At 61.2% G+C, this 24,557-nt stretch carries 18 protein-coding genes and 1 pseudogene; 2 read left to right on the top strand and 17 right to left on the bottom strand.

Annotated elements, in window-relative coordinates; all coding sequences use genetic code 11:
• Positions 1-555: 555 nt before the first annotated feature.
• The 5 genes from EXY20_RS38190 to EXY20_RS38170 form a co-directional block, all read right to left on the bottom strand.
• Complete coding sequence (locus EXY20_RS38190) at positions 556-1,239, bottom strand: 3-oxoacid CoA-transferase subunit B (RefSeq protein WP_135557699.1); 684 nt, start codon at positions 1,237-1,239, stop codon at positions 556-558.
• A gap of 61 nt (positions 1,240-1,300) precedes the next feature.
• Positions 1,301-1,996, bottom strand: coding sequence for a CoA transferase subunit A (locus EXY20_RS38185; RefSeq protein ID WP_135557698.1), 696 nt, complete (start codon positions 1,994-1,996; stop codon positions 1,301-1,303).
• A 58-nt stretch (positions 1,997-2,054) separates the two neighbouring features.
• Positions 2,055-3,245: an acetyl-CoA C-acetyltransferase gene (locus EXY20_RS38180; RefSeq protein WP_135557697.1), complete on the bottom strand. Its 1,191-nt coding sequence runs from the start codon at positions 3,243-3,245 to the stop codon at positions 2,055-2,057.
• A complete protein-coding gene (locus EXY20_RS38175; RefSeq protein ID WP_135557696.1) occupies positions 3,242-4,198 on the bottom strand; it encodes a 3-hydroxyacyl-CoA dehydrogenase family protein in 957 nt (318 codons plus the stop codon). The genes EXY20_RS38180 and EXY20_RS38175 overlap by 4 nt, the downstream gene beginning before the upstream one ends.
• Before the next feature lie 18 nt (positions 4,199-4,216).
• Positions 4,217-4,993, bottom strand: a complete 777-nt coding sequence (locus EXY20_RS38170) for a 3-hydroxybutyrate dehydrogenase (RefSeq protein ID WP_135557695.1) — start codon at positions 4,991-4,993, stop codon at positions 4,217-4,219.
• 116 nt (positions 4,994-5,109) lie between these two features.
• On the opposite strand from EXY20_RS38170, the gene EXY20_RS38165 reads away from it, so the two are divergent.
• Positions 5,110-6,024 carry a LysR family transcriptional regulator gene (locus EXY20_RS38165; protein WP_135557694.1) on the top strand — a complete coding sequence of 305 codons (915 nt, stop codon included), beginning with the start codon at positions 5,110-5,112 and terminating at the stop codon, positions 6,022-6,024.
• A gap of 65 nt (positions 6,025-6,089) precedes the next feature.
• Here the strand turns inward: EXY20_RS38165 and EXY20_RS38160 are convergent, their stop codons facing one another.
• From EXY20_RS38160 to EXY20_RS38145, 4 genes are all read right to left on the bottom strand, one after another.
• Positions 6,090-7,574 carry a stalk domain-containing protein gene (locus tag EXY20_RS38160; protein ID WP_135557693.1) on the bottom strand — a complete coding sequence of 495 codons (1,485 nt, stop codon included), beginning with the start codon at positions 7,572-7,574 and terminating at the stop codon, positions 6,090-6,092.
• Between the two features lie 115 nt (positions 7,575-7,689).
• Entirely contained in the window at positions 7,690-8,847 is a 1,158-nt protein-coding gene (locus EXY20_RS38155) for a metallophosphoesterase (protein ID WP_135557692.1), read from the bottom strand.
• A 16-nt stretch (positions 8,848-8,863) separates the two neighbouring features.
• Positions 8,864-9,613, bottom strand: coding sequence for a lipase family protein (locus EXY20_RS38150; RefSeq protein ID WP_135557691.1), 750 nt, complete (start codon positions 9,611-9,613; stop codon positions 8,864-8,866).
• Positions 9,582-10,853: a M48 family metallopeptidase gene (locus tag EXY20_RS38145; protein ID WP_235886401.1), complete on the bottom strand. Its 1,272-nt coding sequence runs from the start codon at positions 10,851-10,853 to the stop codon at positions 9,582-9,584. The genes EXY20_RS38150 and EXY20_RS38145 overlap by 32 nt, the downstream gene beginning before the upstream one ends.
• Before the next feature lie 169 nt (positions 10,854-11,022).
• Between EXY20_RS38145 and EXY20_RS38140 the strand changes: the two genes are divergently transcribed.
• A complete protein-coding gene (locus EXY20_RS38140; protein WP_235886400.1) occupies positions 11,023-12,039 on the top strand; it encodes a permease in 1,017 nt (338 codons plus the stop codon).
• A gap of 22 nt (positions 12,040-12,061) precedes the next feature.
• Here the strand turns inward: EXY20_RS38140 and EXY20_RS38135 are convergent, their stop codons facing one another.
• The 8 genes and pseudogenes from EXY20_RS38135 to EXY20_RS39400 form a co-directional block, all read right to left on the bottom strand.
• Positions 12,062-14,926 carry an ATP-binding protein gene (locus EXY20_RS38135; protein ID WP_135557690.1) on the bottom strand — a complete coding sequence of 955 codons (2,865 nt, stop codon included), beginning with the start codon at positions 14,924-14,926 and terminating at the stop codon, positions 12,062-12,064.
• Positions 14,919-15,284 (bottom strand): response regulator transcription factor, encoded by a 366-nt coding sequence (locus EXY20_RS38130; protein WP_135557689.1) that lies wholly within the window; start codon positions 15,282-15,284, stop codon positions 14,919-14,921. The genes EXY20_RS38135 and EXY20_RS38130 overlap by 8 nt, the downstream gene beginning before the upstream one ends.
• A gap of 25 nt (positions 15,285-15,309) precedes the next feature.
• Positions 15,310-16,920 (bottom strand): response regulator, encoded by a 1,611-nt coding sequence (locus EXY20_RS38125; protein ID WP_167859807.1) that lies wholly within the window; start codon positions 16,918-16,920, stop codon positions 15,310-15,312.
• A gap of 140 nt (positions 16,921-17,060) precedes the next feature.
• Positions 17,061-19,967, bottom strand: coding sequence for a VWA domain-containing protein (locus EXY20_RS38120; protein ID WP_135557687.1), 2,907 nt, complete (start codon positions 19,965-19,967; stop codon positions 17,061-17,063).
• The gene (locus EXY20_RS38115) at positions 19,948-21,954 is read right to left on the bottom strand and encodes a vWA domain-containing protein (RefSeq protein ID WP_135557686.1); all 2,007 of its coding nucleotides are present in this window, start codon (positions 21,952-21,954) and stop codon (positions 19,948-19,950) included. The genes EXY20_RS38120 and EXY20_RS38115 overlap by 20 nt, the downstream gene beginning before the upstream one ends.
• A gap of 42 nt (positions 21,955-21,996) precedes the next feature.
• A complete protein-coding gene (locus tag EXY20_RS38110; protein ID WP_135557685.1) occupies positions 21,997-22,935 on the bottom strand; it encodes a DUF58 domain-containing protein in 939 nt (312 codons plus the stop codon).
• A complete protein-coding gene (locus tag EXY20_RS38105) occupies positions 22,932-23,921 on the bottom strand; it encodes an AAA family ATPase (RefSeq protein WP_135557684.1) in 990 nt (329 codons plus the stop codon). Before EXY20_RS38105 ends, EXY20_RS38110 begins: the two co-directional genes overlap by 4 nt.
• A 272-nt stretch (positions 23,922-24,193) precedes the next feature.
• A pseudogene (locus EXY20_RS39400) lies at positions 24,194-24,557 on the bottom strand (phage tail tape measure protein); the annotation flags it as partial.

Here is a 24,557-nt window from a genome sequence, read left to right as displayed (position 1 = left end):
ATCGTTTGGCGTTTGAACTCCTCATCAAAATGTTGGCGGATATTTCCCATGACACACCTCGACCTTTCGTTTGTTTGTATTGTATCAGGTCGCTGTTACAGTGTGTCTACTTTCTAGTCTAAATTCAGTCCCTCCGAAATAACCAAAGAAACCACTAGCTATTTCGACTAAAATGCCTGATTTCAGGGTCTGGCGGAGCGAATAAGCCATGTTTTCACTGGTTATTTCCGACGAGACACCCAAAATGGGGCCAATAAGCCATTTTTCATTGGTTATTTTTCGTTACCCGGCCCGGCACTCTGCCGTGGCCGCAATAACGGTTCGCAGGAAAGTGACTTCTTGAACCAACACTCGATCAACGGATGGTTCCCTTGACCTCGTAGATTCCGAGCATCCGAAAACAAACAGCGCTTTCCTGTCGCGCAGTACCTTCATACCAGATTTTTATCGAAAAATCGCCTATTTCAAAGTCGCACGGAGAAAGAAAAAACTCCTCTTGTCGTGTGCAGTCCGCAGACTGCGCACACAACAAAAGGAGTTCCGAGCCTCATTGCTTCAATAGGCGTCGAATCGCACGCTGTCGTCCACGAGCAATTCCGGCTCCGTTGCCGAACGGACGTCGTCGACCGTATAGCCGGCCGCCACTTCCTTCAGCTTGAGCCCCTGCGGCGTGACGTCGATTACCGCGCGTTCGGTAATGATCGTGCTGACCACTCGTTGTCCGGTAAGCGGGAGCGAGCAGCCGCCGACAATTTTCGGTCGTCCGTCTTTGCTGACGTGGTCCATAATGACGATTACCCGCTTGGCGCCATGGACGAGGTCCATCGCGCCTCCCATCCCTTTGATCATCTTGCCGGGAATGAGCCAGTTGGCCAAATCGCCCTGAGCTGATACTTCCATGCCGCCGAGAATTGCCAGGTCGATGTGGCCGCCGCGAATCATCGCAAACGACTCGCTGCTGTCAAAAAACGCGGCGCCGGTAATGGCGGTAACCGTTTCTTTGCCGGCGTTGATCAGATCGGGATCGACTTCGTTTTCGGCGGGATACGGGCCGATGCCGAGCAGGCCGTTCTCCGATTGCAGCACAACGCGCAGATGCGGCGGGATAAAATTGGCGACCAGCGTCGGGATGCCGATGCCGAGATTGACATAGCTGCCGTCGCCGATTTCCTGCGCGGCCCGGCACGCGATTCGTTCGCGAACGCTCACGGGCCGCTGAACAGCGGATTGTTGCTCCATCGCAGTTCCCCACTCCTTCCGTCCGCCAGTATCGGCGGGTCTTGTACGTCAATGACGCTTCTTACTGTCCGCTTCTTACCGTCCGCTTCTCGATGCGCTTCTCCTGCTCCGCGACGACAAGGCCTTGCACGTAAACGCCCGGCGTATGCACCGTGTCCGGCGCGATCGAACCGGCATCGACGAGCCGCTCCACCTCGGCGATCGTGACGCTGCCGGCGGCTGCCATCGCCCGGTTGAAGTTTTGCGCCGTCTTGTTGTAGCGCAAGTTGCCCATCCGGTCGCCGACGGCGGCGCGAATCAAACTGAAATCGGCGCGCAGCGCCGTCTCCAGCAAGTAGTCCTTGCCGCCGAAGCGCCGCACCTCGCGGCCTTCCGCAAGCGGCGTGCCAACGCCCGCCGGCGCGTAAAAAGCGGGAATGCCGGCGCCGCCGGCGCGGATGCGTTCCGCCAGCGTGCCTTGCGGCACAAGTTCGGCGACAATTTCGCCGGCCAGTACCTGGCGCTCGAATTCCTTGTTTTCGCCGACGTAGGAGGCGACAATTTTCTCTATCTGCTTGTTGCGCAGCAGCAAGCCGAGTCCCCAATCGTCGACGCCGCAGTTGTTGGAAATGATCGTAAGACCACGAACGCCTTTCTCCGCGAGCGCGACGATCAATTGCTCGGGAATGCCGACGAGCCCGAAGCCGCCGACCATCAGCGTTGCACCGTCGCGAATCGGCTCGATCGCTTCCCGGCACGAATCGTATACCGTTTTCATTGCAGCTTGCTCCTTTCTTTCTGGCAAAATGCGAAAGTCCGATCGGCCGTAAATACGGCTAAACGGCTGCTTCCACCACAACGGCGATGCCTTGCCCGCCGCCGATGCACAGCGTAGCCAATCCGTAGCGCTCCGTGCGTCGCTTCATTTCATGCAGCAGCGTCACCAGGATGCGGGCGCCGCTTGCGCCGATCGGATGGCCGAGCGCGATGGCGCCGCCGTTGACGTTTACTTTCGCCGGGTCGAAGCCGAGCTCGGTTGCAACGGCAAGCGATTGCGACGCAAACGCTTCGTTCGCTTCGATCAGCCCGATGTCGGCGATGCCGAGTCCCGCGGCGGCAAGCGCTTTGCGCACCGCCGGCACCGGTCCGATGCCCATGACCGCCGGATCGACGCCTGCGCCGGCGCAGGCGCGAATGACGGCGAGCGGCCTTAGCCCAAGCGTCTGCGCCTTGCTCGCGCTCATAACGACGAGGGCTGCCGCGCCATCGTTGATGCCGGACGCGTTGCCGGCCGTAACGGCGCCGTCCGGCCGAAACGCCGGGCGCAGCCGAGCGAGCGCTTCGAGCGTCGTGTCCGGACGCGGGTATTCGTCCGCCTCGACGACAAGCGGCTCGCCTTTGCGCTGCGGAATACGCACGGGTACGATTTCCTCGCGGAAACGCCCATCCGCTATTGCAGCCGCGGCCTTCCGCTGGCTCTCCAGCGAGAAGCGGTCAAGCTGCTCGCGCGTCAAACCGTAACGGGAGCAGACGTTCTCCGCGGTGATGCCCATGTGCGTATTGCCGAAGGCACACCAGAGACCGTCGCGGATCATCGTGTCGACCGCGGTCTGGTCGCCCATGCGGTAGCCGTCGCGCGCGCCGGGCAGCGCGTAAGGCGCGCGGCTCATGCTTTCCATGCCGCCGGCGATTGCGACGGCGCTGTCTCCACAGCGGATCGACTGTGCGGCAAGCTGCACCGCCTTCAGGCCGGAGCCGCACACTTTATTGATCGTCATCGCCGGCACTTCGTCCGGCAAACCGGCCAGCTTCGCCGCTTGCCGGGCCGGGTTTTGCCCGAGTCCCGCTTGCAGCACATTGCCCATGATCGTTTCTTCCGTCTCCGCCGCCGCGATTCCGGCGCGGGCGATCGCTTCGCCAATCGCCGCCGCCCCCAACTGCATCGCGGAGCAATCGCGCAGCGCGCCGAGGAAATTGCCGATCGGCGTACGAACGGCGCTGACGATGACCGCTTCCTCTTGTCTCATGACGGTGTTCCGCTCCTTTCTTGCCCTTCGTCCCGGCTGCGGAGCAACCGCAGCAGCCGGGCATTGCGCGCTTGCTCGCGCTCCTGCACCGATCCGTCGTACTCGTAGAAACCGCCGCCGGTTTTGGCGCCGAGTCTGCCTTGCCGCACTTGTTCCAGGATCGGCTCCGGGGCAGCGATTCCCGTATCAAGCTCGGGCAGCAAATGGGCGGTCACTTTCGACCAAATATCAAGGCCGCCGTAATCGGCCACTTCGAACGGTCCGCTGAGCGCCCAGCGCAGGCCGATGCCGTCCCGCATGGCAGCGTCGATCTGCGCCGCGTCGGCGACGCCGGATGCGAGCAAGTGGCACGCTTCGCGCATAACGGCGGCTTGCAGCCGGTTGGCGATGAAGCCGGGGACATCCTTGCGCAGCAGGATGGGCGTTTTGCCGCAAGCGGACAACAGCCGCATAAGACGGTCCGCGACCCCTTCCTTCGTGCGCGGCAGCGAAACCACTTCAACGAGCGGCACCAGCGGCGCCGGATTGAAAAAATGCGCGATCACGATCCGATCGGCAAAAGGCACATCCGCCGCAAGCGCTGCCAGCGAAAACGTCGACGTATTGGAAGCGACCGCGGTTTGATCCGCGAGCAGCGGCGCCAGCTGCCGGTACAGCTCCTGCTTGACCGCCGCCTGCTCCGGCGCCGCTTCGAACACCCAATCCGCGCCAGCAGCCGCTTCGGCCAAGTCGCTTGTATAAACGATTCGCCCGGCGGCTTGTTCGAGCGTCGTCAATTCCGCGGCGGACGCTCCTTCCCGCAACAGCGCCAGCTGTGCACGAATGCTTCGTTCCGCCTTATCCAACTGGCCGGCATTCGGATCGTACAACGCCACGAAGTGTCCGCCCGCAGCGAACAATTGGGCAATCCCGTGCCCCATCGTACCTGCGCCCAGCACAGCGATGCGTTCCATCGTTATCCCTCCCATCCTCTATTGAGCCGTATACCCGCCGTCGATGAGCACCGCTTGGCCGGTAACGCCTTTCGCCTTGTCGCTGGCGAGAAAAACGGCATAGTCGGCCACTTCGCCGACGTCAAGCAGACGCCGCTGCGGCACGAGCGGATAAATGACTTCCTCCAGCACATTCTCAAGCGGCACGCCGCGCGATGCCGCCAAATCCTGCAATTGCCCGCGCACGAGCGGTGTATCGACATAGCCGGGGCAAAGCGCATTGACCGTAATTCCGTATGGCGCTCCTTCCAGCGCGGCCACCTTGGTCAGCCCGATGACGCCGTGTTTGGCGCTATTGTAGGCGGCTTTGCCGGCAAAACCGATGACGCCGTTGATCGAAGCGATGTTGAGGATCCGCCCGCCGCCTTGCGCCTTCATTAGCGGAAACAGATGCTTGATGGCAATAAACGGCGCCGTCAGCATGACGCGCACCATCTTCTCGAACATTTCCGTCGGAAACGTTTCGATTGGCGACACGTGCTGCATGCCGGCGTTATTGACCCAGATGTCGATCCGGCCATATTGCTCGCGAACGCTTTCAATTAAATGCTCAAGATCCGCCTCGACGGCAACGTCGGCGTGCCTGCCCACGACATGGCGTCCCAACGTACGCAACGTCTCCGCCGCTTGCTGCACTTTCGCTTCATCCCGGTCGGACAATACTACCGTCGCTCCCTGCTCCGCCAGCGCCGCGCCGATCGCGTAGCCGATGCCGCCGGCAGAGCCGGTGACGACGGCGACTTTGTTCGTCCACATGGGCTTCGCCTCCTGTAACGCCTCGTATGCTTTTAAGTTTACATCCGATTCTTATATAGGTAAAATACATGAATAGAATGATTACTATTCATTATCGGAATATATGAGGTGCGGCAATGGATATTCGCCAGTTGCGCTATTTTACGGCGATCGCGGAGCAAGGCAGCTTCTCCAAAGCGAGCCAAACGCTTCACGTCTCGCAGCCAACGCTGAGCAAAATGGTGAAACAAACCGAAGACGAGCTCGGCGTTGTGCTGTTCGACCGGTCGACGCGGCACATTCGCCTCACCGATGCCGGCGAGGCGCTGATGGTGCACGCCAGCTCCATCGTCAAGTCGGTCGAGCAGCTGCAGGCGACGCTGTCTGACGTCGTGCAAAGCAAACGCGGCTCGTTTTCGCTGGGCTTGCCGCCGGTCATCGGGTCCAGCTTCTTCCCGGACTTGATCGCCCGGTTCCACCGGCAATTCCCCGGCATTACGATCCGCCTGTCGGAGGACGGCTCGAAACACATCGAGCAGGCGATTGCCGAAGGAGCGCTCGATGTCGGCGTTGTTGTGCTCCCCGTCGATCCGGGGGTGTTCGATCACGTTCCGCTTGTCGAACGCGCGCTGCAGCTGATCGTCGGCAGCGACCATCCGCTTGCCGGCCGGCAGCAAGCGGCGCTGCGCGAACTGGAGCGGGAGCCGTTCATACTGTTTCGCAAAGGGTTCGCGCTGTACGACCGCGTGCGCGACGCCTGCATCCGCGAAGGCTTCGAGCCGCACATCGCTTATGAAAGCGCACAATGGGATTTTATCAGCGAAATGGTTGCCGCCGGACACGGCGTGTCGCTGCTTCCGGAAACGGTATGCAGCAAGCTCGATCCGGAGCGCATCGCCGTTATTCGCAAGGTAGAGCCGCGGGTGCCGTGGAACCTCGGCATCGTCTGGAGGAAGTCCAGCTATGTCAGCTTTGCAGCGCGGGAATGGATCCGATTCACGTCGTCGAGCTTCCGAGAGACGTGGCTGTCGGCTTATCCGGGGGATCTTTGAGGGCGATTAGCGAAAAAGCCGGATCGCAAACGATCCGGCCAGCTTCTTCACAACTGTTATGGTTACTACGGTATCGTCACCGTGGCGCGATACAGGTTCTGATTCCAGTCGACTTTGGCGCCGAGCGTCTGCGTCACGAAACGAAGCGGGATATAAATGTGATCGTCCACGATCGTCGGCGCTTCGTCCAGCTTTACCTTGGCCCCGTTGACGGTGGCGTACGGATCGTTTGGCCGCAGCACGATCGTCGTGCCGCCCTTTTGCGCAGTCAGCACTCGCTGGTTGCCGTCCCATTGAAAGGTCGCCTTGATCCGTTCGAAAATGCCGCGAAACGGTGCCATCGTCGTTTCGCCCTGGATAAAACCGCGGAATTCGTTCACGAAGTTGCCGTTCACTGCGATCTGCACCTGCGGCTTGTCGTAGCGCTTGACAACAAGCGCATTGCTGAGCAGCCGCCCGGGATAACGCACCATCGTGCCGTTCGCATAAAGCCCCGAGCTGGCGCCGCCATCCAGGTTCATCGCGTCGGTAAGCCCGAGCTGCAGCAGGACGCCCGCCAGTTCGCCGATCGTCGCGGACGATACGTTGCCGAACACGAGCCGTTTGCTGCCGTCGACGCCAACGAAGCTGCGCACGCCCGCAGCCGACGTAATTTTCGGATCGGTGAAACCGTCGCGGGTGTAATCGATATCGACGGCTCCGTTCGTCAGCAGCTTCGGCCCTGCCCCGAGCGCCGCTTCCCATTCGTAGCCGCCGGACGTAACGCTGCCCGCCGTCACTTGCTGGCCCAGCTTGACAGTGTCGCCGACGTGGAGCTCCGGCAGTACGTACTGGCGATTGTTGGCGCTGTGCCCGACGAACACGACGTACCCGTCCTCGGGAATCGCCGCGGATCCGGTCGTCAGCTGCACGATCCGGTCCGATTCGTCGACGACCGCTTTGGTGCCGCCTCCGAACGCGACGTTCGGGCCGAACTCCTTCGTATAAACGACGACCTGATCGGTCGATTCGGCGCCGTAATATTTGTTGACTCCCCATGCCGTAAACGTATACGGCTTGGCGCTGCCGCGCTGCACGGTGACGCTGTCCGCCGTTTTCATCGCGATAATTTGCGGCAGTTTGTCGCTGCCGACGGCGATCGCCTGATTGCCGCCGGAATGGATGACGGTGCCGCCGCTCAGCATCAGCCCGTTCGGATACCGGGAGCTGTCGTCCGCTTCGTACGCGTCGAAGAATGTGCCGTTGACTGCCGCAACCGCTCCCGACCGTTCGGCGATCGAACCCAGACTTTCGACATGGCCGATGCCTTCCTGCGCCTCTACCGGCTCCACACGCAAATACGGGTCTTTCAAATCGACGGTCACCTTTTGCACCGAAAACGATTTGCCGTTATAAGTGACGTTCACATCGGCATAATCTGCCGCTCCATAAGCGGATGCATGCCCTGACGGCGATAGCCAGACGATCGAAACCGCCATAACCGCGACCGCCGCCACCGAGAGGTACACACGCGTTCCTGCCGAACTTTTTTTCCACGGTAAAGCTGCCATAACGTTTCCCGCCTCCCGACTGTCCTTCGTGTTGCTTGTCTCTATATACCGCCAAAAACGCCAAAAGTCGCATTTCCAGGCGGAAACGCGACTTTTGGCTCATCGATGGCACCGCTTATTTCCCTGCGAACGTTACGTTCAGCCGGATGATTTCGCTGCGGCTGCCGAGCCGGATTGGCGGTCCCCAGGAGCCGAAGCCGGATGAAACGACAGCGTGCAACGACCCTTTGCGCAGGTAACCCCAATCGATTTCGAACAGCCGGCGCGTAATGAGGTGGCCCGGTGCCATTTGTCCGCGGTGGGTATGGCCGGACAGCACGATATCGACGCCTGCGGCCAGCGCAAGATCGAGCCCGGTCGGCTGGTGATCCATCAGGATGAGCGGCTTCGTGCGGTCCACGCCCGCCAGCAGCGCTTCGTGCGACAGCCTGCCGCCCCCGCCGCCCGGTCCCCCCTGCTCCGCGACGCGGTCCTTGCGCCCGGCCACGGTGACCGCACCGCCGACAATCGCATGTTCGTCGCGCAGCACTGTGATGCCGATCGCCTGCATTCGCTTCACATATTCGTCGATATGGCCGCCAAAATATTCGTGGTTGCCGAGCACGGCGTATACGCCAAGCCGCGCTTTCAGCCGGCCGAGCCGCTCCGCCATGTTGTTGCGGACGAACGGCTCGATGCTGTCGTCGATCACGTCGCCGGGCAGCAGGATGAGGTCCGGCTGCATCGCATTGATTCGCTCGACAAGCCGGCCGATATGGCGATTGCCGACCGTATTGCCGAGGTGCAGGTCCGAGGCGACCGCAATCGTCCACTCGCGGCGCCCGTCGGCCGGTTTGTCGACCGCCAGCTCGTAGCGGCGAACGACCGGCGACCAGGCGTTCCGCGAGCCGATCAGCAGGATCAGGACGAGCGCGGCGCCGAAGACGGCGCCAAGCGCCGGCACGTAATCGCTGCGAGCGACGCCGCCGAGCGCCAGCAGCCATGCGGCGAGATCGGCCACTGGCAGAAGCAGCAAACCGTAAATGACGACGGCGAACCAATAGGAGCCGATCACTTTGAGCAGCCGCGCGAACGGGCCGGGCAGCCACCTGCCGCCGAGCCTTGCCAGCACATAGGAAAAGGCAACGATCCAGAACACGAGCCAAAATAGCCAGCCTGCCGGTTGTCCGGTCGCAACGCGCCACAGAACGGAGGCGTTCCAGCCGATAAAGCCGTTGATGAGCAAAAACAAACCAAGGAAAAAAGCGATGGTCAAGGCAAAACGAAGCTTCATGATGCTGGTTGTCCTCCTAGTCGAAACTTGCGGGCAAATCGATCCAACTCATGATCGTGTGTGCGATTTTGGCCAAATTGTGTTCGCCCGTGTCGTCCACGTAAGGCGCCGCATCGCGAAAATAGTCGGGGTGCCAGCCGACGATCGGCACCTTCGCCACATGGGCCGGCGCGTGTTTGCGGCTGCTGCGCCGCGGCAGCCCAAGCGCCGAAACCGTCCAACCGCCCCAGCCGCCGAGCCGGGTAACCGGATCGGCCCACGCCGGCCCGCGGCCGCCCGTCCGGACGGCGGAAATAAACAGCGTGCGCTCGCGAAGCTCCTGCGGCACGCGGCACTTCGGCGAGCCGATCTGCACGACGGAAAGCCGCTCCGCGGCGACGCCGTCCTCGCGCATGAGCAGCTCCGCCGCATGAACCGCGGCTACGCCGCCTCCGCTGTGGCCGACGAGCAGCAGCCTGCCGGTCGGCTGCGCGGCGCGAATCGCATCGACAGCCGCGCGGCCGCCGACCGAACTCGAACGGCGCGTCGGCCGCACGATCCGGAACAGATCGGCGCGCACTTCGTTCAGCTGCCGCAACAAGCTGCGGCTCCAGTCGCCATACGGATGCAGCAGGCAAGAACGGACCGCAGCGCCTTCGCCGAGCCGGGCAACGCATAACGTATGCAGCTCCCGCCGCAACGGTTCCATGAAGGTAGGCGCCGTGTAGACGCCGCTCAGCAGATAGAGCGACAGCTCAGTCTGCTGTCGGCTTGTAGTTGGCGACATAATCGATCCTTTCCATCATCGGCGGATGCGTGTAACGGAACCAGTAGACGAGCAGCGGCGGCCGCGCTTCGTCGAGCGAGCTGATCGCCAGCTTCTGCTGCATCGTAATCGCGGCTTCGTTATCGCCGAGCAGCTGCATCGAATAAACGTCGGCCGCATGTTCGGCTTGCCGCGAAACGGCGTTGCTGACCGGCAGCGAAACGAAGCCGAGCAGCGACACGATCAGCAGCAGCAGCGGCAGCAGCGCCGCTCCCTTCGGCTCTTGCAGTCCCCATAACACGCCCCAGCGGCGGACCGAAAAACGCAGCAGGAAACTCCCCGCCCACAGCAGGAACAACGAGGAGCCTATCGCCCCAAGCGCGCTCCATTCCAAATGATGCAACACGAAATGCCCGATTTCGTGCGCTACTATCAGCAGAATTTCCGGCTGCGTCAGCCGCTGCAGCGTCGTATCCCACAGCACGATGCGCAGGCTGCTGCCGATGCCGTTTACATACGCGTTGAGCGAATTCGTTTTGTTCGACATGTCCGCTTCGTACACGCGTTCGGCCGGAATGCCCGCCTCGGACGCCATGGCGAGAATGCGCTGCTCCAGCGCTCTGTCGGCAATCGGCGTGAACTTGTTGTACAGCGGATCGATGACGACCGGCTGGATGTACATCATGAAGGCGATGAACGGCACCGACAGCAGCCACAGCTTCAGCCACCAGCGCCCGCCGCGGCCGATGAACCAGATCGCTGTGCCGGCGACGGCCAGCGTAACGACGCTGTCGACGGCGAAGCCGACGAATTTGTCCTGCAGCCAGGAAGCGAACGATTGCGCGGAAACGCCGTAATGAAGCGCCAGCCGGTAGCCGACAAAACGGAACGGCAAATACGTGACGAAGGCGACGAACAGCACGATCACGCCGTACAGCGGAAACCGCAGCAGCGGCTGGCGAACGATGGCCGCTAGCCGCGACTCCCAGCGCCGGGCCGCGCCGCTGAACAACAGCGCCGCATAAACGCCCCATTCCCACCCGTAGCTGACAAAGAACAACCAGTTCCGCTCCGCGGCATACGTATTGCTCATGCGCAGCTGATCGGCCGTCATGAACGTCGCCGGGTCCGCAACCGTCCCCTTGTATGCGACCGGAATGGCCGGCGCGCGAAACAACCACAAATAAGCGGCCATCACCGCCGCATACGCCACAAAACACCACACGAGCCGCCGTACCGGATGCCGCTTCATACGATTCATCCCCACTTCTCCCGGACGATAATCGAATCTCTTCTCATAGTGCCTTAGTTCGTCCGCCCAAGTCAAGCGAGCCGCCGTGCCGCCGGCAAATGCCGGATATAAATGCCTGGCGGCAAGCATAAAGTGAAGCATGACGTTGGACCGGCTTGCTGCCGCAGGAGGATCGGACATGCCGATTTACGGAGCCCGATATCGGGTTGCTTTTGTTTGTTTTGCAATGGCCGGCTTTGCGGCCGTGCTGCTTATGTTTCGAAACGAAATGTCGCAAGTGACGCCGCTGTTTTCGCTGCCGTTCGTCGACAGCGACGTTCCGGCGGCGTTCAAAACGCTGCTGATCGGCATCACCCTCGAAGCGCTGCCTTTCCTGCTGCTGGGCGTTGTCGTTTCGTCGCTGCTGCAAGTATACGTCCCGGAACAAACGCTGCAGCGCATTGTGCCGAAGCATCCCGTCGCCGCCGTTGCCGCTGCGGCAGCGGTCGGTCTGGTGCTGCCTTTCTGCGAATGCGGCATGATTCCGATCGTGCGCCGGCTGATTCGCAAAGGGGTGCCGCCGTACGTTGGCGTCGTCTTCATTCTTGCCGGACCGATCGTCAATCCGATCGTGTTCGCCGCCACGTATTTGGCGTTCCGCACCCGGCCGGAAATCGCCTATTCGCGGTTGGCGCTCGCTTATGCAGTCGCCTGCGCCGTCGGGCTGCTGATTTCCCGGCTGTACCGGGGCAACCCGCTGCGGAATCGCGCCGCGGACCTGCAGGGCCATTCGCACAGCGACCCGCACGGGAAACTGACGGCGGCGCTCGATCACGCTTCCGGCGAAATGTTCGAGATGGGCAAATATTTGATTGCCGGCGCGGCAATAACGGCCGCCGTACAGGCCATCGTGCCGCAAAGCAGCCTGGCGGCGATCGGCAGCGGCGAATGGAGCTCGCACTTGTTCATGATGGGATTCGCTTATGTGCTGTCGCTCTGCTCCACGGCCGACGCCTTTGTCGCCGTCTCGTTCCTGCCGACGTTCCCGGTCGGCTCGCTGCTTACGTTCCTCGTGTTCGGGCCGATGCTGGATCTCAAAAGCACCATCATGCTGCTTTCGTCGTTCAAATGGCGATTCGTGCTGCTGCTGACCGGTTGCGTCGCCGCTCTGGTGCTGACCGCTTCCTTATTATACGAACAGCTTGGCATGCCGTAGCGCGCCAAGCTGTCCGCTTTTGTTATTCTTTCGGCTTGCTCTCGCGATCCAACGATTCGTGAATGACGCGCGACAGCTCGCTAGGCGGATACGGTTTGATGAGATAAACTTTCGCTCCCAGCGTCAGCCCCGTCTCCTTCTCCTCGAGCGCCGTCGAGACGAAGATCGGAATATTTGCCAGCCGCGGGTCTTTTTTCAGTTCTTTCATGATCGTCCAGCCGTCCATGCTGTGATGAAGCATGATGTCGACGACGACGGCATCCGGAATGACCGATTTGATCGCCTGCAACGCCTCTTGCCCTTTGGAGAAAGGGAGCACGCGGAAGCCGTTGTCGCGCAGTTCCTGCGACAGCAATTCGGTCAAGCTGCTGTCGTCTTCGATCAGGACGACCGTCTTGCGCCCGTGCCCCTGCGCCTCTTGCGGAGCCGCGCCGGCCGCCGCTTCCGAACGGGAATCGGCAAGTACGACCGGAAAGTGAAGCTCGAACCGGCTGCCGCTGCCGAACGTCGACGATACCGTAACGTCGCCGCTGTGCGCCTTCATGATTTCTTTGACGATCGAAAGCCCGAGGCCGGTGCCGCCGATTTCCCTGCGATCGGAATTGTCGATGCGGTAAAATTTGGTGAACAACCGCGGAATCGCTTCGGCCGGAATACCGAGCCCATGGTCCGTTACGCCGACGATCCAATAATCTCCCGCCCGCTTCAGCGAAATCTCGATATCTCCGCCTTTGGGCGAATATTTAATCGCATTGCTGAACAGGTTGGTCAGCACTTGCCTGATTTTATCCGCATCGCCGTAAACATGTCCGGTTTCGCCGCCTTCTGCGGCGAAACCGATCGCGCAGCCCAGCGAAGCAGCATGCTCGCGGTGCAGCTCGATCGTTTCCGTGATAAGCGGCGCGAGCTCCAGCTGCTGCCAGTCGTACGTTTGTTTGCCCGCTTCCATTCGTTGCACGTCGAGGAAATCGTTGATCAGCTTCGTCAGACGCGTCGCTTCCTGGTGGATCGTCGCCACATATTTGCGCTGCCGCTCCGGCTTCAGCTCGCGGTTCAGCAGCAGTTCGGCGAACCCGAGCACGCTCGACAACGGTGTCCGCAGCTCATGGCTGACCGTGCTGACAAATTCCGACTTCATTTGGTCGACTTCGTATTCTCTCGTAATGTCGCGATGCACGAATACGGTGCCGATCCGATCGCCGTCGCGCGTAAGCGGCTCGGCGAACAACTGGACGATGCGCCGGTCGCGGCCGGCGATTTCATAGACGTATTGCTGCCGCAGCGAGCGGTCGTCCATGCTGTCGATCATGAATTTGACCAGCCGGTCGTGATGCTGCACATTGCTTTCCAGCATGCGGAAAAACGTGCCGATTTCGGCGCCGAGCAGCGTGCCGACCGAGTCGCAGCCGATCAGGTCGCACAACGTTTCATTGACATGATGCATCAGCCTGTCGCTGCCCACCATCTGCACGCCCGTATTGATCGTATTCATAATATCCTGGGTCAGCTGGCGCTGCCGTTCCGTTTCTTCGTACATCCCGAGCTTCTCGAGCGCAAGCGCGATTTGTTGGGCGGTGCTTTCCGCGTCATTCCTTTCCTGCTCGGTTAACGGATTGCCGATACGCGTCATCGCGAGCACCGCGATCACGTCGCCGCCCGTGGACAGCACCGGTTGGAACAAATCGTACGCCTGCTCGCGATCGTGCGCATGATAGCCTCTTTCGTACAAGTAAGCGGGCCGGGCGATCGTAAACGTGCGTTTGCTTTCCTCCAGCCGATGCAGCACGTCGTGCTCCAACTGTTCGAGCAACTGCGCCGCACCTTTGCCCGACACCCCGTAAGAAGCATATTGTTTGTTGTCGCCGAGCAGAACGATCATGCCTTTGTCGGCGCCGCCGATTTCCACCAGATGGGAAATAATGCTGTTCAGCAGCTTCTGCTTGTCGAGCGTGTTCGTCATCGCCTGAATGAGCGCGTTGCGGCGCTGCAGCAGCAGCTCGTTCAGCTCCATCTTGCGCATCGTTTGCTGCAATTCGTCCTGCTGGCTTTGCAGCTCGTCCTGCTGCGCGAGCAGCTCTTCGTTCTGCACCGTCAGCTCTTCTTCCTTCACATGCAGCTTCTTCAGCATCGTATCGAAAGCGCGGGTGAGCGAACCGATCTCGTTGTTGCTGTCGATGACCGTCACTTTGACGGTTTCTCCCTGCGCGATCCGTTCCGCTTGCGCTGTCAACTGCTCAAGCGGCCTTCCGATGTTGCGGGCTGCTACGGCAATGACGGCAGTAACGAGCAGCATTACCATCATAATGTACGCAACGAACCAATAGTCGTTGTTCGCCAGTTGCCTCCTCAGTTCGTCCAACTGCTGCTGCAGCTTCAGATCGTTCTGAGAGGAGAATGTTGCCGTATATTTCAGCATATCGTTCAACGATTGCGTAAACGTGCCCGTTACGTTCGTCGACGTACTGAGCGTGCCGCTCGCTTCCAGCGTTTTGACGTAATTCGGCAGCGTCGTGGCAAAATAATCGTTTTTGAACTGTTCCACCGTATCGGCCAGCTTGCGTTCGTCGTCGCTCAGCTTCATCTGGCGGAACGATTGCAGTGCCTTCTCCAACCCGGCTTTGGCGGCGAAAATTTGGTCGTACTCGTCCTTGCTTTTGAAAGCGAAATACCCGCGCGCCCGGAAAAAAATCTGGTTCAGGTTCGCATCGATTTGTTTGATCTGCACCTGCTTCGCCTTAATATCGTTCGTATCGGTTATGTATTGCTGCTGTCGGTACTGGTTGAACGCAATCAGAACCGCGGCGGCGACAATAATCGCCACGATGAACAGCAGCATCATGGCAACGAATCGTCTTGGCAGACTGATGCGCCGGCCGCCGCTACTCATGGCAAAGCTCCTTCACCCGTTTCGCCAGCTCCAGCGGGCTGAACGGCTTCGGAATAAAGTCGTCGGCGCCGGCTTCGCGGATTTTCGCTTGTTCTGACTGCTGGCTCTTGGCGGAGAGCATCAAAATTTTGGCTGTCCGCTTGTCCGGCATTTGCCGCACTTGCACGATCACCTCGAGTCCCGTCAGCTTCGGCATCATGTAATCGAGAATAATCAAATCGTAGTCGCCCGCGCGTACGAGCGCCAGCGCTTCTTCTCCGTCGCACGCCACGTCGACGCGATGCCCGTCGTCCTCCAGCGTATCCGTCACGAGCATGCGCAGCACGGCTTCGTCTTCTGCGAGCAGTATAGTTGCCACCATTGTACCTCCATTCGTTCGCCGTTTATTTCATCCTCCGGAGAAGGCGGTTGATTCTTGCCGCCAGTTCGTTCATATGAAACGGCTTCGTCAAGTAGTCGTCGGCGCCGAATTCGAGCGCCCGGACGATGTCCCACTCGCTCTTGCGCACGGTCAGCATAATAATGTAAAAGCGGTCCGATTGCGGCATGGCGCGCAGCCGCTGCAGCACTTCCAGCCCGTCCATATCGTCCATCAGGCCGTCGAGCAAAATGAGCTGCGGCTCGCGGGACGCCCAGCCGTCGTCGGCAAAATAACTGACACCGCCGTCATAAGTGCGGATTTTCAATTGAAACCGGTCCTGCAGAAACGCCCGCAGCGAATCATTCAGCAAGTCGCGAACGGCCCTGTCGTCGTCGATGACGGCGACGTTCAGCTTCTTCGTCATCGGCTTGTCCGATTGGCCGTCGGCCAGTTCGACGCGGTTGCGCCCGGCTTCCTTGGCCGCATACAGCGCATGATCCGCCAGTTTGAACCAGTGGTCGAACGGCAGTCCGGGAATGTCCGCTTCGACGACGCCCGCCGAAAACGTCACTTGAAACGATTGCCCGCCCGCTTCGAACGTGCGCCCGCCAAAGTGCGACAGCAGTTGCTCAAGCAGCCGCTTCGTTTCCGCTTTGCCCGTTTGAGGCAGCAGCAGCACAAATTCTTCGCCGCCGTATCGAATCAGCATGTCGTTCATGCGCACATTGGCTTTGATAAAGGAAGCGAAGCCCTTCAGCACATCGTCGCCGGCCAAATGCCCGTAGCGGTCGTTGACGCGCTTGAAATGATCGAGATCGAGCACGGCTACGGCAAACGATTCTTTCGTTTGCTGCAGATGTCCATTCAGCCGTTCGTATGCGGTATCCAAATAATTGCGCGAAAATGCGCCGGTCAGCTTGTCGACCAGCAGCAAATGCTCCAGCGACCGTTTGCGTTCCAGCTGGCTTTCGATGCGCACGATCAGCTCGTCGATGTCGAACGGCTTGACCAAATAATCGTCCGCTCCGGTTCGGTAGCTTTCGATCCGGTGCGCCTTGTCGGCGTAGCCGCTGATGACGATCGTCGGAATAAGCAGCTGCCTTGCCTTCTCGCGCAGCAGCGACAACACTTCCAGGCCGTTCTTCTGCGGCATGTTGATGTCGGTCACGAAACAATCGGGCCGATAATCGTGGAAATAGGCGATCGCCTTGCTCGGATCGACGGCCGTCATCACGACCCAATCCTGCTTCTCGAGCGACTCCTTCAAAAACATGAGGAAAATCGGATCGTCATCCAAAATGAGGATGAGCGGTCCTTTGCCGACGCCGGACGACGTCGGCAGTTCTTCGGGCGGCGCCGGTTCCGTATCGAAACTGTGACAAAGCTTCAGCAACGAATAAAGAAATGGGCGCAGTTCGTCCGCATTCCATTGCCGTTTCGCGCTGCCTTCCGCATGATCGAGCAGTTCGCTTGATGTTGCCGCCACTTCCTCAAGCCCTACCGTTGCCGCCGTGCCTTTGACCGAATGCAGGAACCGTGCCAAATCCGCCGCGTCCACCACGCTCACGTCTCCGAACCATTCGGCGGCTTGTTTGTTGATTGCGAGTATTAAAGCTTCCTGATAACGTTTCATTCTTTCCCCCTGAACGGTCATACGGTCGTGACAGACACTATTCGACACCTCTTGCGCCGACTCCTCCCCCCGATATTGTGCAAATGATGAAAAGATGAGGGGAAAATGTAGCAAATTTTTTTGCAACGTTGCCTCATTCGTTAGCGGCGCTGCCTCTTCTTGGCGGCTAGCAGGCGGTTGATTGTGGCCTCGCCGTCCGTTGAAGGCGGTTCGGGTTTCGCCGCCGCTGCCGGAGCTTGCGGTGGCGACGGCGGTTTCGCAGGAGGCGCGGCGGCGGCGACATCGTTCGACAGAGACGGCGCGTATGGCGGCTTGTGCGCCGGTTCGGCGGCTGGCGGCGGCGGCTGTTCGCCGCCCCGATCCCGCTCGCGGGCGGGATCGGCCGCACGGCCGGCGCGCTTGCGCAGCCGCTCCATCCGTTCGAGCTGCAGCGTATTTGCTTGCGGCGCAGCCGCATTGCGATGCGTCGCGCGACTAAGCGCGCGGCTTAGCGGCAGCGCCAGCTTGCGCCAGTCGATCGACAGCCGGCGCACCGCAATATCGGCCAGCCAAAGCAGCAGCGCGGCAATCAATAACCCGCGCGTCCAGTCGTGCGGCTGCCGCTGTGTCGGCCGATCCAGCCGGTATACTTCTTCCGGCGCTTCCAGCGAGAGCACGCGTCCTCCCGTTTCGGCCGCCAGCTGCTTCAGCTTCGCCGTCCCGTCGTCGCCGGATAAACGATACTCCGGGGAATACGGCACAACAAAACCGGTTGCCGCCGTCTGCGTCTTCGGTTCCGCGCCGTCTCCCTTGCCGCTGATTTGCACCAAATACACGCCGGGATTGTCGATTGCCATGCTCGCCTCGTATTCCCCCGGCGCCGTCGGCAGCGCCTGAAGTTCATTCGACCGCAGCTTCTCGTCGACAACCGTGACGGCGAGCTCCGACATTTGCGCGGCGGAGCCGCCGGTGATCGCCAGCGTCGCGTCATTGCCGGTTGTGGTGACGCCGATTTGATACGCGGCCGGATCGAATTGCGGGAACGTCCACTTAACGAACCGGCTGAACGCTTCCGGAAATCGCGGCCAGTTGATCCACGCCGACGACCATTTGCCGGAAAAATCGCTCGTCCAGGCGACGGACCGTCCTGCTCCGTATTGCCAGCGGGCCAGCAGCGGATCGGGCTCCGGCGACAGCAGCCCGACCTCCGCCGTCGGTTTGGCCGTCGTGGCGACATAAGCGTCAATGGACGGAACGCCCTGGGCAAACAAGCCGCTCCAGTCGCCAAGCTGGCCGGCAGCGGGCACAAACGGCGAATCGACGATGTACGTGCGCGACATCATCACCGTTTCCCGGCTCAAGATCGACGGCAGCGTCGACTGGTCGTTCGTATAATAGTAGCGTCCCTTGGCTAGCGTCGCCAGCGATTCGAGCAATCGTTTGTCGGCGTCGTCGCCGACGGCGACCGTTGACATCGTCATGCTTGCTTCCTGCATGTGGGCCGTCAGTTGCGCGTAACTCTGGTTCGTTGCCGATTGGCCGTCGGTCAGAAGCACAATATGTTTGCGCTGCGCCTGCACCGGCAGCAGTTTGTCGTAGGCGTCCGCCACGGCCGTATAGATTTCCGTGCCGCCAGCCGGCTGGATCGAACCGATGCGGTTCAATACCGCCTGTTTGTCCGTCAGCTTCTGCGGCTCGACGACCCACCACGGCGAATCGTCGAAAGCGACGACGCCCACCGTATCTTTCTCCCGAAGCAGCTCCACGGTGCGCATCGCCGCTTCTTTGGCCAGTTCGATTTTGTCCCCGCCCATGCTGCCGGAACGGTCAATAACGAGAATAAGGGCAAGCGACGGAATTTCCCGCTTTCCTTCCAGTTCCATCTTGACCGGCAGCGCCCGTTCGATCGGCGTGCCGAAATAACCGCCGAGCCCGTAGCCGTCCTGGCCGCCGGCCATCAGCAAACCGACGCCGAGATCGCGCACGGCGCGCTCCAGCAGCTCCATCTGCTGCTGCGACATCCGGTACGCCGGCACATTGTCGAGAATGACGCTGTCGTAAGCGGCGTAATCGGCCCACTCGCGGGGCAGCATTTCCGGCACGATGCGGTCTGCCTCGATCAGGCTCGATTGCAATGCCGCCGCGATGTTCGCGGAGGCGCCGGGGGCGCTTTCCACAAGCAGCACTTTGGGAGGACCGTCAACGCGACTGACGGCGTAGCCGGTATCGTTCGCCGATTGCGCGTCGCCGTCGAAATAAAGTTCCGCCCTGTAGCGATGCAAACCCGGATCGCGGGCCAAGCTTTGCAGCGCAAACCGGTTGACGCCGCGTGTCACGTCGATCCGGCGGCGGTCCAGCTCGCGGTTGTCTTCATACAGGCGCAGCTCGCCGGAACCGGCGAACGTAGCCTGCACTTGCACTTCCAGCGCAAACTGTTCGCCCTGATACAGCTTGGCCGGCAGACTGAGCCGCTCGACGGCGACGTCTTTGCGCGGCGGCGCCGGTATGGGAAGCACATCGACCGGAATGCCGGCATGCTGCAGCAATCGCGCTTCGCGCATCATATCGCCGACATTTTCGTTGCCGTCCGAGACGAGCACGATCCGCGTCGCCGCATCGCGGGCTTGCAGGCTCGACGCAAGCTGCATCGCCTGTGCCAGGTTCGTGTAACGTTCGTTCAGCGTCGCGGCGAACGTCAATTGTTCCAGGCCGGCGGTGCCGGGACTGCGCTCCACCGCCGCATCGAGCCCGGCGCGGACAACTGCGGCACGGTCATCTTCCGCTTTGGCTGCCGCCGACGCCCTCACCCAATGTGCGACAACGGCATCGTCCGGCATGCTGTCCGAGCCGTCGACTACATAAACGACAGACAGCCGGTGATGTACGGTCATTCCCTGCAAGCCGGCGATCGCCATGACGAGCAGCAAGACGATGGCCGAGCGGATGACGGCGAAAATCGTCTTGCGGGTGCCGCCGAGCCGTTTGGTCGAACGGTTCAGCAGTATGGCTGCTGCGGCCGCAGGCAGCAACAGCAATAAATACAGCGGTTCAGCGAAGCGCAGACCCACGCCGGTACACCCCCCATTCCGCATACAACAGCAACAGCGCGAATAATGCGATCCAGGGAATCAGCGAATGCAGCCTGCTGTCCGCGGCGGCATCATGCTGCGCGTCGGACCGGGTTGCTTCGTTGCCGCCGCCATGCCGGCCAGCTGTCGCCAGCGGATCGTTTGCCGCGGCTTGCGCCGCTTCCCGCGGATCGGCGACGATTTCGGCGACGGCGCGCGAGACGGCGCGGCCGGCGGCATCGCGCTGCTCGTAAGCGTACAGCCCCGGCACTAGTGGCGCTTGCTGGGACAATGCCGGCGCGCCGCCGCGTACGATCGCGGACACAGCGGCCGCGGCGCGATTGCCCGGTGCGCCGAGCGGCAGCCAACTTGCGTCCGCCGCGTCGGCAGACGGCGCCATGTCGAGCCGGCTTCCGGCCACAATCCGGCCAAGATCTTGCTGCCGCCCTTCCAGCAACCAATGGGCCGCATGATGAACGAGGATCGGGAACTCGCTGCGCAGCGGCAAATCGGATTGATGCAAGTCGAAAGCAAAAAGCAGCCGGCGCTGGCCATCCGCGGCGCCTGCGACGATGAGCGGCAAACCGCCGGCGGAAACGATCGTTTCCCGCTCCGACCAGCCGAGCCGCGACGGATCGACCTGGAGCAGCCGGGAAATGTGAGTATCGGCCAGCTTCAAGTATTGCATTACCGGGTGATCCGCAATTTCGTATGCGGCACCGGGCATTGCCGTCGTTGGCGTTTCTTCTCCGGCCCCTGCTCCCGTTTCCGTTCCCGCGTTGACGTACCAGACCGGCTTGCGCGCGAGCAGTTCCTTCCAGGGAGCTGCCGACAACGGAGCGCTATCGACGCTGTCGACGACAACCAGGTCGACATTCGTTTGCGGCACGGCGCCAAGCGGCGTTTTGCCGCCTCCGGACGCTTTGACGACATCCGCGCCCGCCAAACGCAGCGCCTGTTCGAGGAACAGATTGCCCGGCCCGACCAGCAGCGCGCGTACGGCGGCCTGTTCGTCGCGCGCGGCTTTGGCGTAAGTGACGTTATCGAAAGCGAAAGCGTCGCCACCTGTCGCAATTGTCAACCGGTACGTGTCCACATGCGGCAAATCGTGGAATTGCACCGTCTTCCGCTCTCCCGGCTGAATCGTTTCCCGGCGCGAATCAAACGTTTGCCCGTCGGCTGCGGCAAGTGTAACGTCGATTTCTGCGACGGCCAAACCCGAATTGTACAGCACGGCTACCGCATCCGTGGCGGAGGCGCCGGCTCTGGCGTTGGCACCAAATTGGGCGATGCCGACGTTGCCTTCGTAAGCGGGGCGCAGCACAATCGTTTCGATGCCGGATGGAAACGCGATCCCGGTCGCCGCTTCCGTCCAGCGGCCGTCCGTATAGAGCCGCACTTCCGCCTGCGCGCTGTCCCGCGACAAGGCGGATGCGAGCGAAAGCGTCTCTTTGTAGGCGATTCGGCCATAATCGATGGCGGTTTGCTTCAATGCGTTGTCGATGGCCGAGCGGTTCGTTTCGCGGGCGACAATCACGTCCGGCTCCGTGCCGGCCGTTACGATCGTCACCGGTCTGCCGGTCGGCTGCTCACGGACGTATTGTCCGATCCGGCGGACGGCTTCGTCCAGCAAGCTGGTCTGGCTTCCGGCGCGCCCGCCGCTTCCGCCGTTGTCGTAAGCGGCTTCCATGCTGGCGGACCGATCGAGCACGACGATCAACGGCCGGTCCGGATTGGCGCCGGACGAAGCGTACGGCCGCAGCAGCGCAAACACGATCAGTGCGGCGACAAGCAGCTGCAACAGCAGCAGCAGGCTGCTGCGCAGCTTTTGCCACGGACGGTTCGCTTCCGATTCCCGGAGCACGCGGTTCCAGAGCAGATGGCTCGGCACCACCGTGTCGATATAGTGGCGTTTCAATAGATACAGCAGTACGATGGCGGGAAGCGCCAGTCCAAACCAGAGGCCGGACAACGACGACACAGACATGACATTCACCTCGACCTTCGTCCGCAGCCGGCGTACGGGCGGTTATTGCACATATCCCCGCGCGCGGAGCAGCGATTGCACGGTATCCGTCAGCGGGCGGCTGCAATCGGCACAGGCGTAGCCGATGCCGCGTTCGCGGCAGAAGCGCTGCAATTCCGCCTGGTAATGCGCCACGGCTTGCCGGTAAGCGCCAAGCACCGCGTCGCTGATCGCCACCTCTTTGGCGGTGCCGAACTCGCTGTCGATCAACCGTACGTCGCCGGCCAGCTGCGGTTCGAGTTCTTCAGGCGACAGCACCTGCACCACGACAAGCTCTTGTCGCGCCGTTTGCAAATAAGCAAGCGTCTCCTCCACGCCGCCGGCAAACAGCAGATCGGAAATGAGCCACGTCAAGCCCGGCAATCGCGGTACGGCGGACGGGCGTCGTACCGCTTCCGCCAAATCGCCTGCCGGTTCGGCGGCCGCTTCATTCGCCGCTGTTTCGAAATAGCGGAACAACCGACCCGCGGAGCCTTTGCCCCGCAGCGGCTGCAGCTCCGACACAATTGAACGGCCGAATACGCGAGCATCGACGCGATCGTAGCCGCATAATGCCATATAACCGACACAGGCGGCCAGTTGGCAGGCATAACGAAGCTTGGACGCGGACGGAGCAGGCGCTGAGTTCTCTTGTGTGCGGCCGGCAGCTCCGAACGTCATGGAGCGCGAGATGTCGACATACAGGTGCACCTGCAGCTCCTGTTCGTCCATGAACTGTTTGACGAACGGTTTGCCGGTGCGGCCGTAGACGTTCCAATCGAACCGGCGCACATCGTCGCCCGGCGCGTAGGGCCGATAATCGGCGAACTCCAGCGAGGCGCCGAGCCTGCTCGATCGGCGTTTGCCGAGCATCGTGCCGCTGATGCGGTTTTTGGCGGCGAGCGCCATACGATCCAGCTTGTGCAGCAGCTCCGGCTCGTGCTGAAACAGCGGACTGCTCATCGGTTGCTATCCAGCCCGGCGATAATGTCGGCCACGATCGCATCGGGCAAGATGCCTTCGGCCAGCGCGTCGTAGGTGAGCAACAATCGATGGCGCAGCGCCGGTGCCGCCGTTTCGCGAATGTCGCTCAGCGAAACGTGCAGCCTGCCTTGCATCAGCGCGCGCACCTTGCTCACGGCGACGATCGCCTGAATGCCGCGCGGTCCGGCGCCGTAACGAACATAACGCGATACCGGCTCGGGTGCGCCCGGTTCTTCGGGATGCGTCGCCATCAGCAGACGGACGGCGTAGTCGAGCACGTCTTCGGCCAACAGCACTTCCTTGGCCGCCTCGCGGATTTCGGCGATCTCCCGGGCACCGGCCGTCGTCTGCGCGCGGATCGTCCGGGGCGCTGTCGTGCGGCGGACAATTTCCTTCAATTCGTCTTTTGTCGGATACAAGGCTCGAATTTTCAGCAGGAACCGGTCGAGCTGCGCTTCCGGCAGCGGGTAGGTGCCTTCATTTTCGATCGGGTTTTGCGTAGCCAGCACGAAAAAAGGCTGCGGAAGCCGATGCGTCGTTTGGCCGACCGTCACCGTCGCCTCCTGCATCGCTTCCAGCAGGGCGCTTTGCGTTTTTGGCGTGGCGCGGTTGATTTCATCGGCAAGAATCAAATTGCCAAAAATCGGGCCGGGCTGAAACTGGTAGGTAGTTTCGCCGCGCGTGCCGAACTGCATCACATTCGTGCCCGTGATGTCGGACGGCATCAGGTCGGGAGTAAACTGGATGCGAGAAAAGGCAAGGTCGAGCGTGTCCGCGGCCGTACGTACGAGCATTGTTTTGCCTAGGCCGGGAATGCCTTCAAGCAGCGCATGGCCGCCCGCGAGCAGGCACCACAGCATTTGCTCGACCGCTTCTTGCTGGCCGACGATCATCTGGCCGATTTGTTCGCGCACACCCGCGACGATGCCGGCCCAACGCTTGATTTGCTCCTTGGATTCAATCATCGGCTTGCCTCCGGAGTTTTTTTATCTTGTGAAGCAAATAGGCAATGAAAAATGGCTTATTCTCCGATTTATACCGGTCGCATCGGAAATAACCAGTGAAAACACTGGCTATTTCGTCTAATCCGGCCACAATCAGGCATTTCCATTCAAATAGCCAGTGAAAACACTGGCTATTTTCCAGTCGCGGCCCCTTTTTGGGCGAATAGCCAAGAAATGATGGCCTATTTCTGCAAAATGTTTTTTCTGGGGCTGAATCTACGCCATTGTCCACTTTATTCGGGTGCGATGCCGGTGAAATAGTCGCGGACGAGGTTTTGCATCGCTTGCGGCAGCGTTTGCCGGTCGAGCGATTGTTTGGCTTCGGCTTCGTAATCGGCGTACACTTCCTCGTAAGGCCGGGATACGCCGTCCGTTGCGGTGCCGGGGCCGGTTTTTTCGGTTTCGCCGCCTGAACCGTTGACGGGGCCTTTATCGTTCTGCACGTTGCCGGATCCGGCAAACGTTCGCGGCGTCGACACCAGGCTGCGCGGCCCGCTGCCCAGGCCGGCGCCCGACCCGCCGGCTCCCGCGCCGGCTGCGCCCGCTCCTGCGCCGGCTGCGCCCGCTCCCGCACCGGCTGCGCCCGCTCCCGCGCCG

The organism is Paenibacillus cymbidii (assembly GCF_004764705.1).
Taxonomy (GTDB): Bacteria; Bacillota; Bacilli; order Paenibacillales; family NBRC-103111; genus Paenibacillus_AN; species Paenibacillus_AN cymbidii.
Note: the sequence above shows the minus strand (reverse complement) of the source record. Positions and strands in the feature narration are given on the sequence as shown.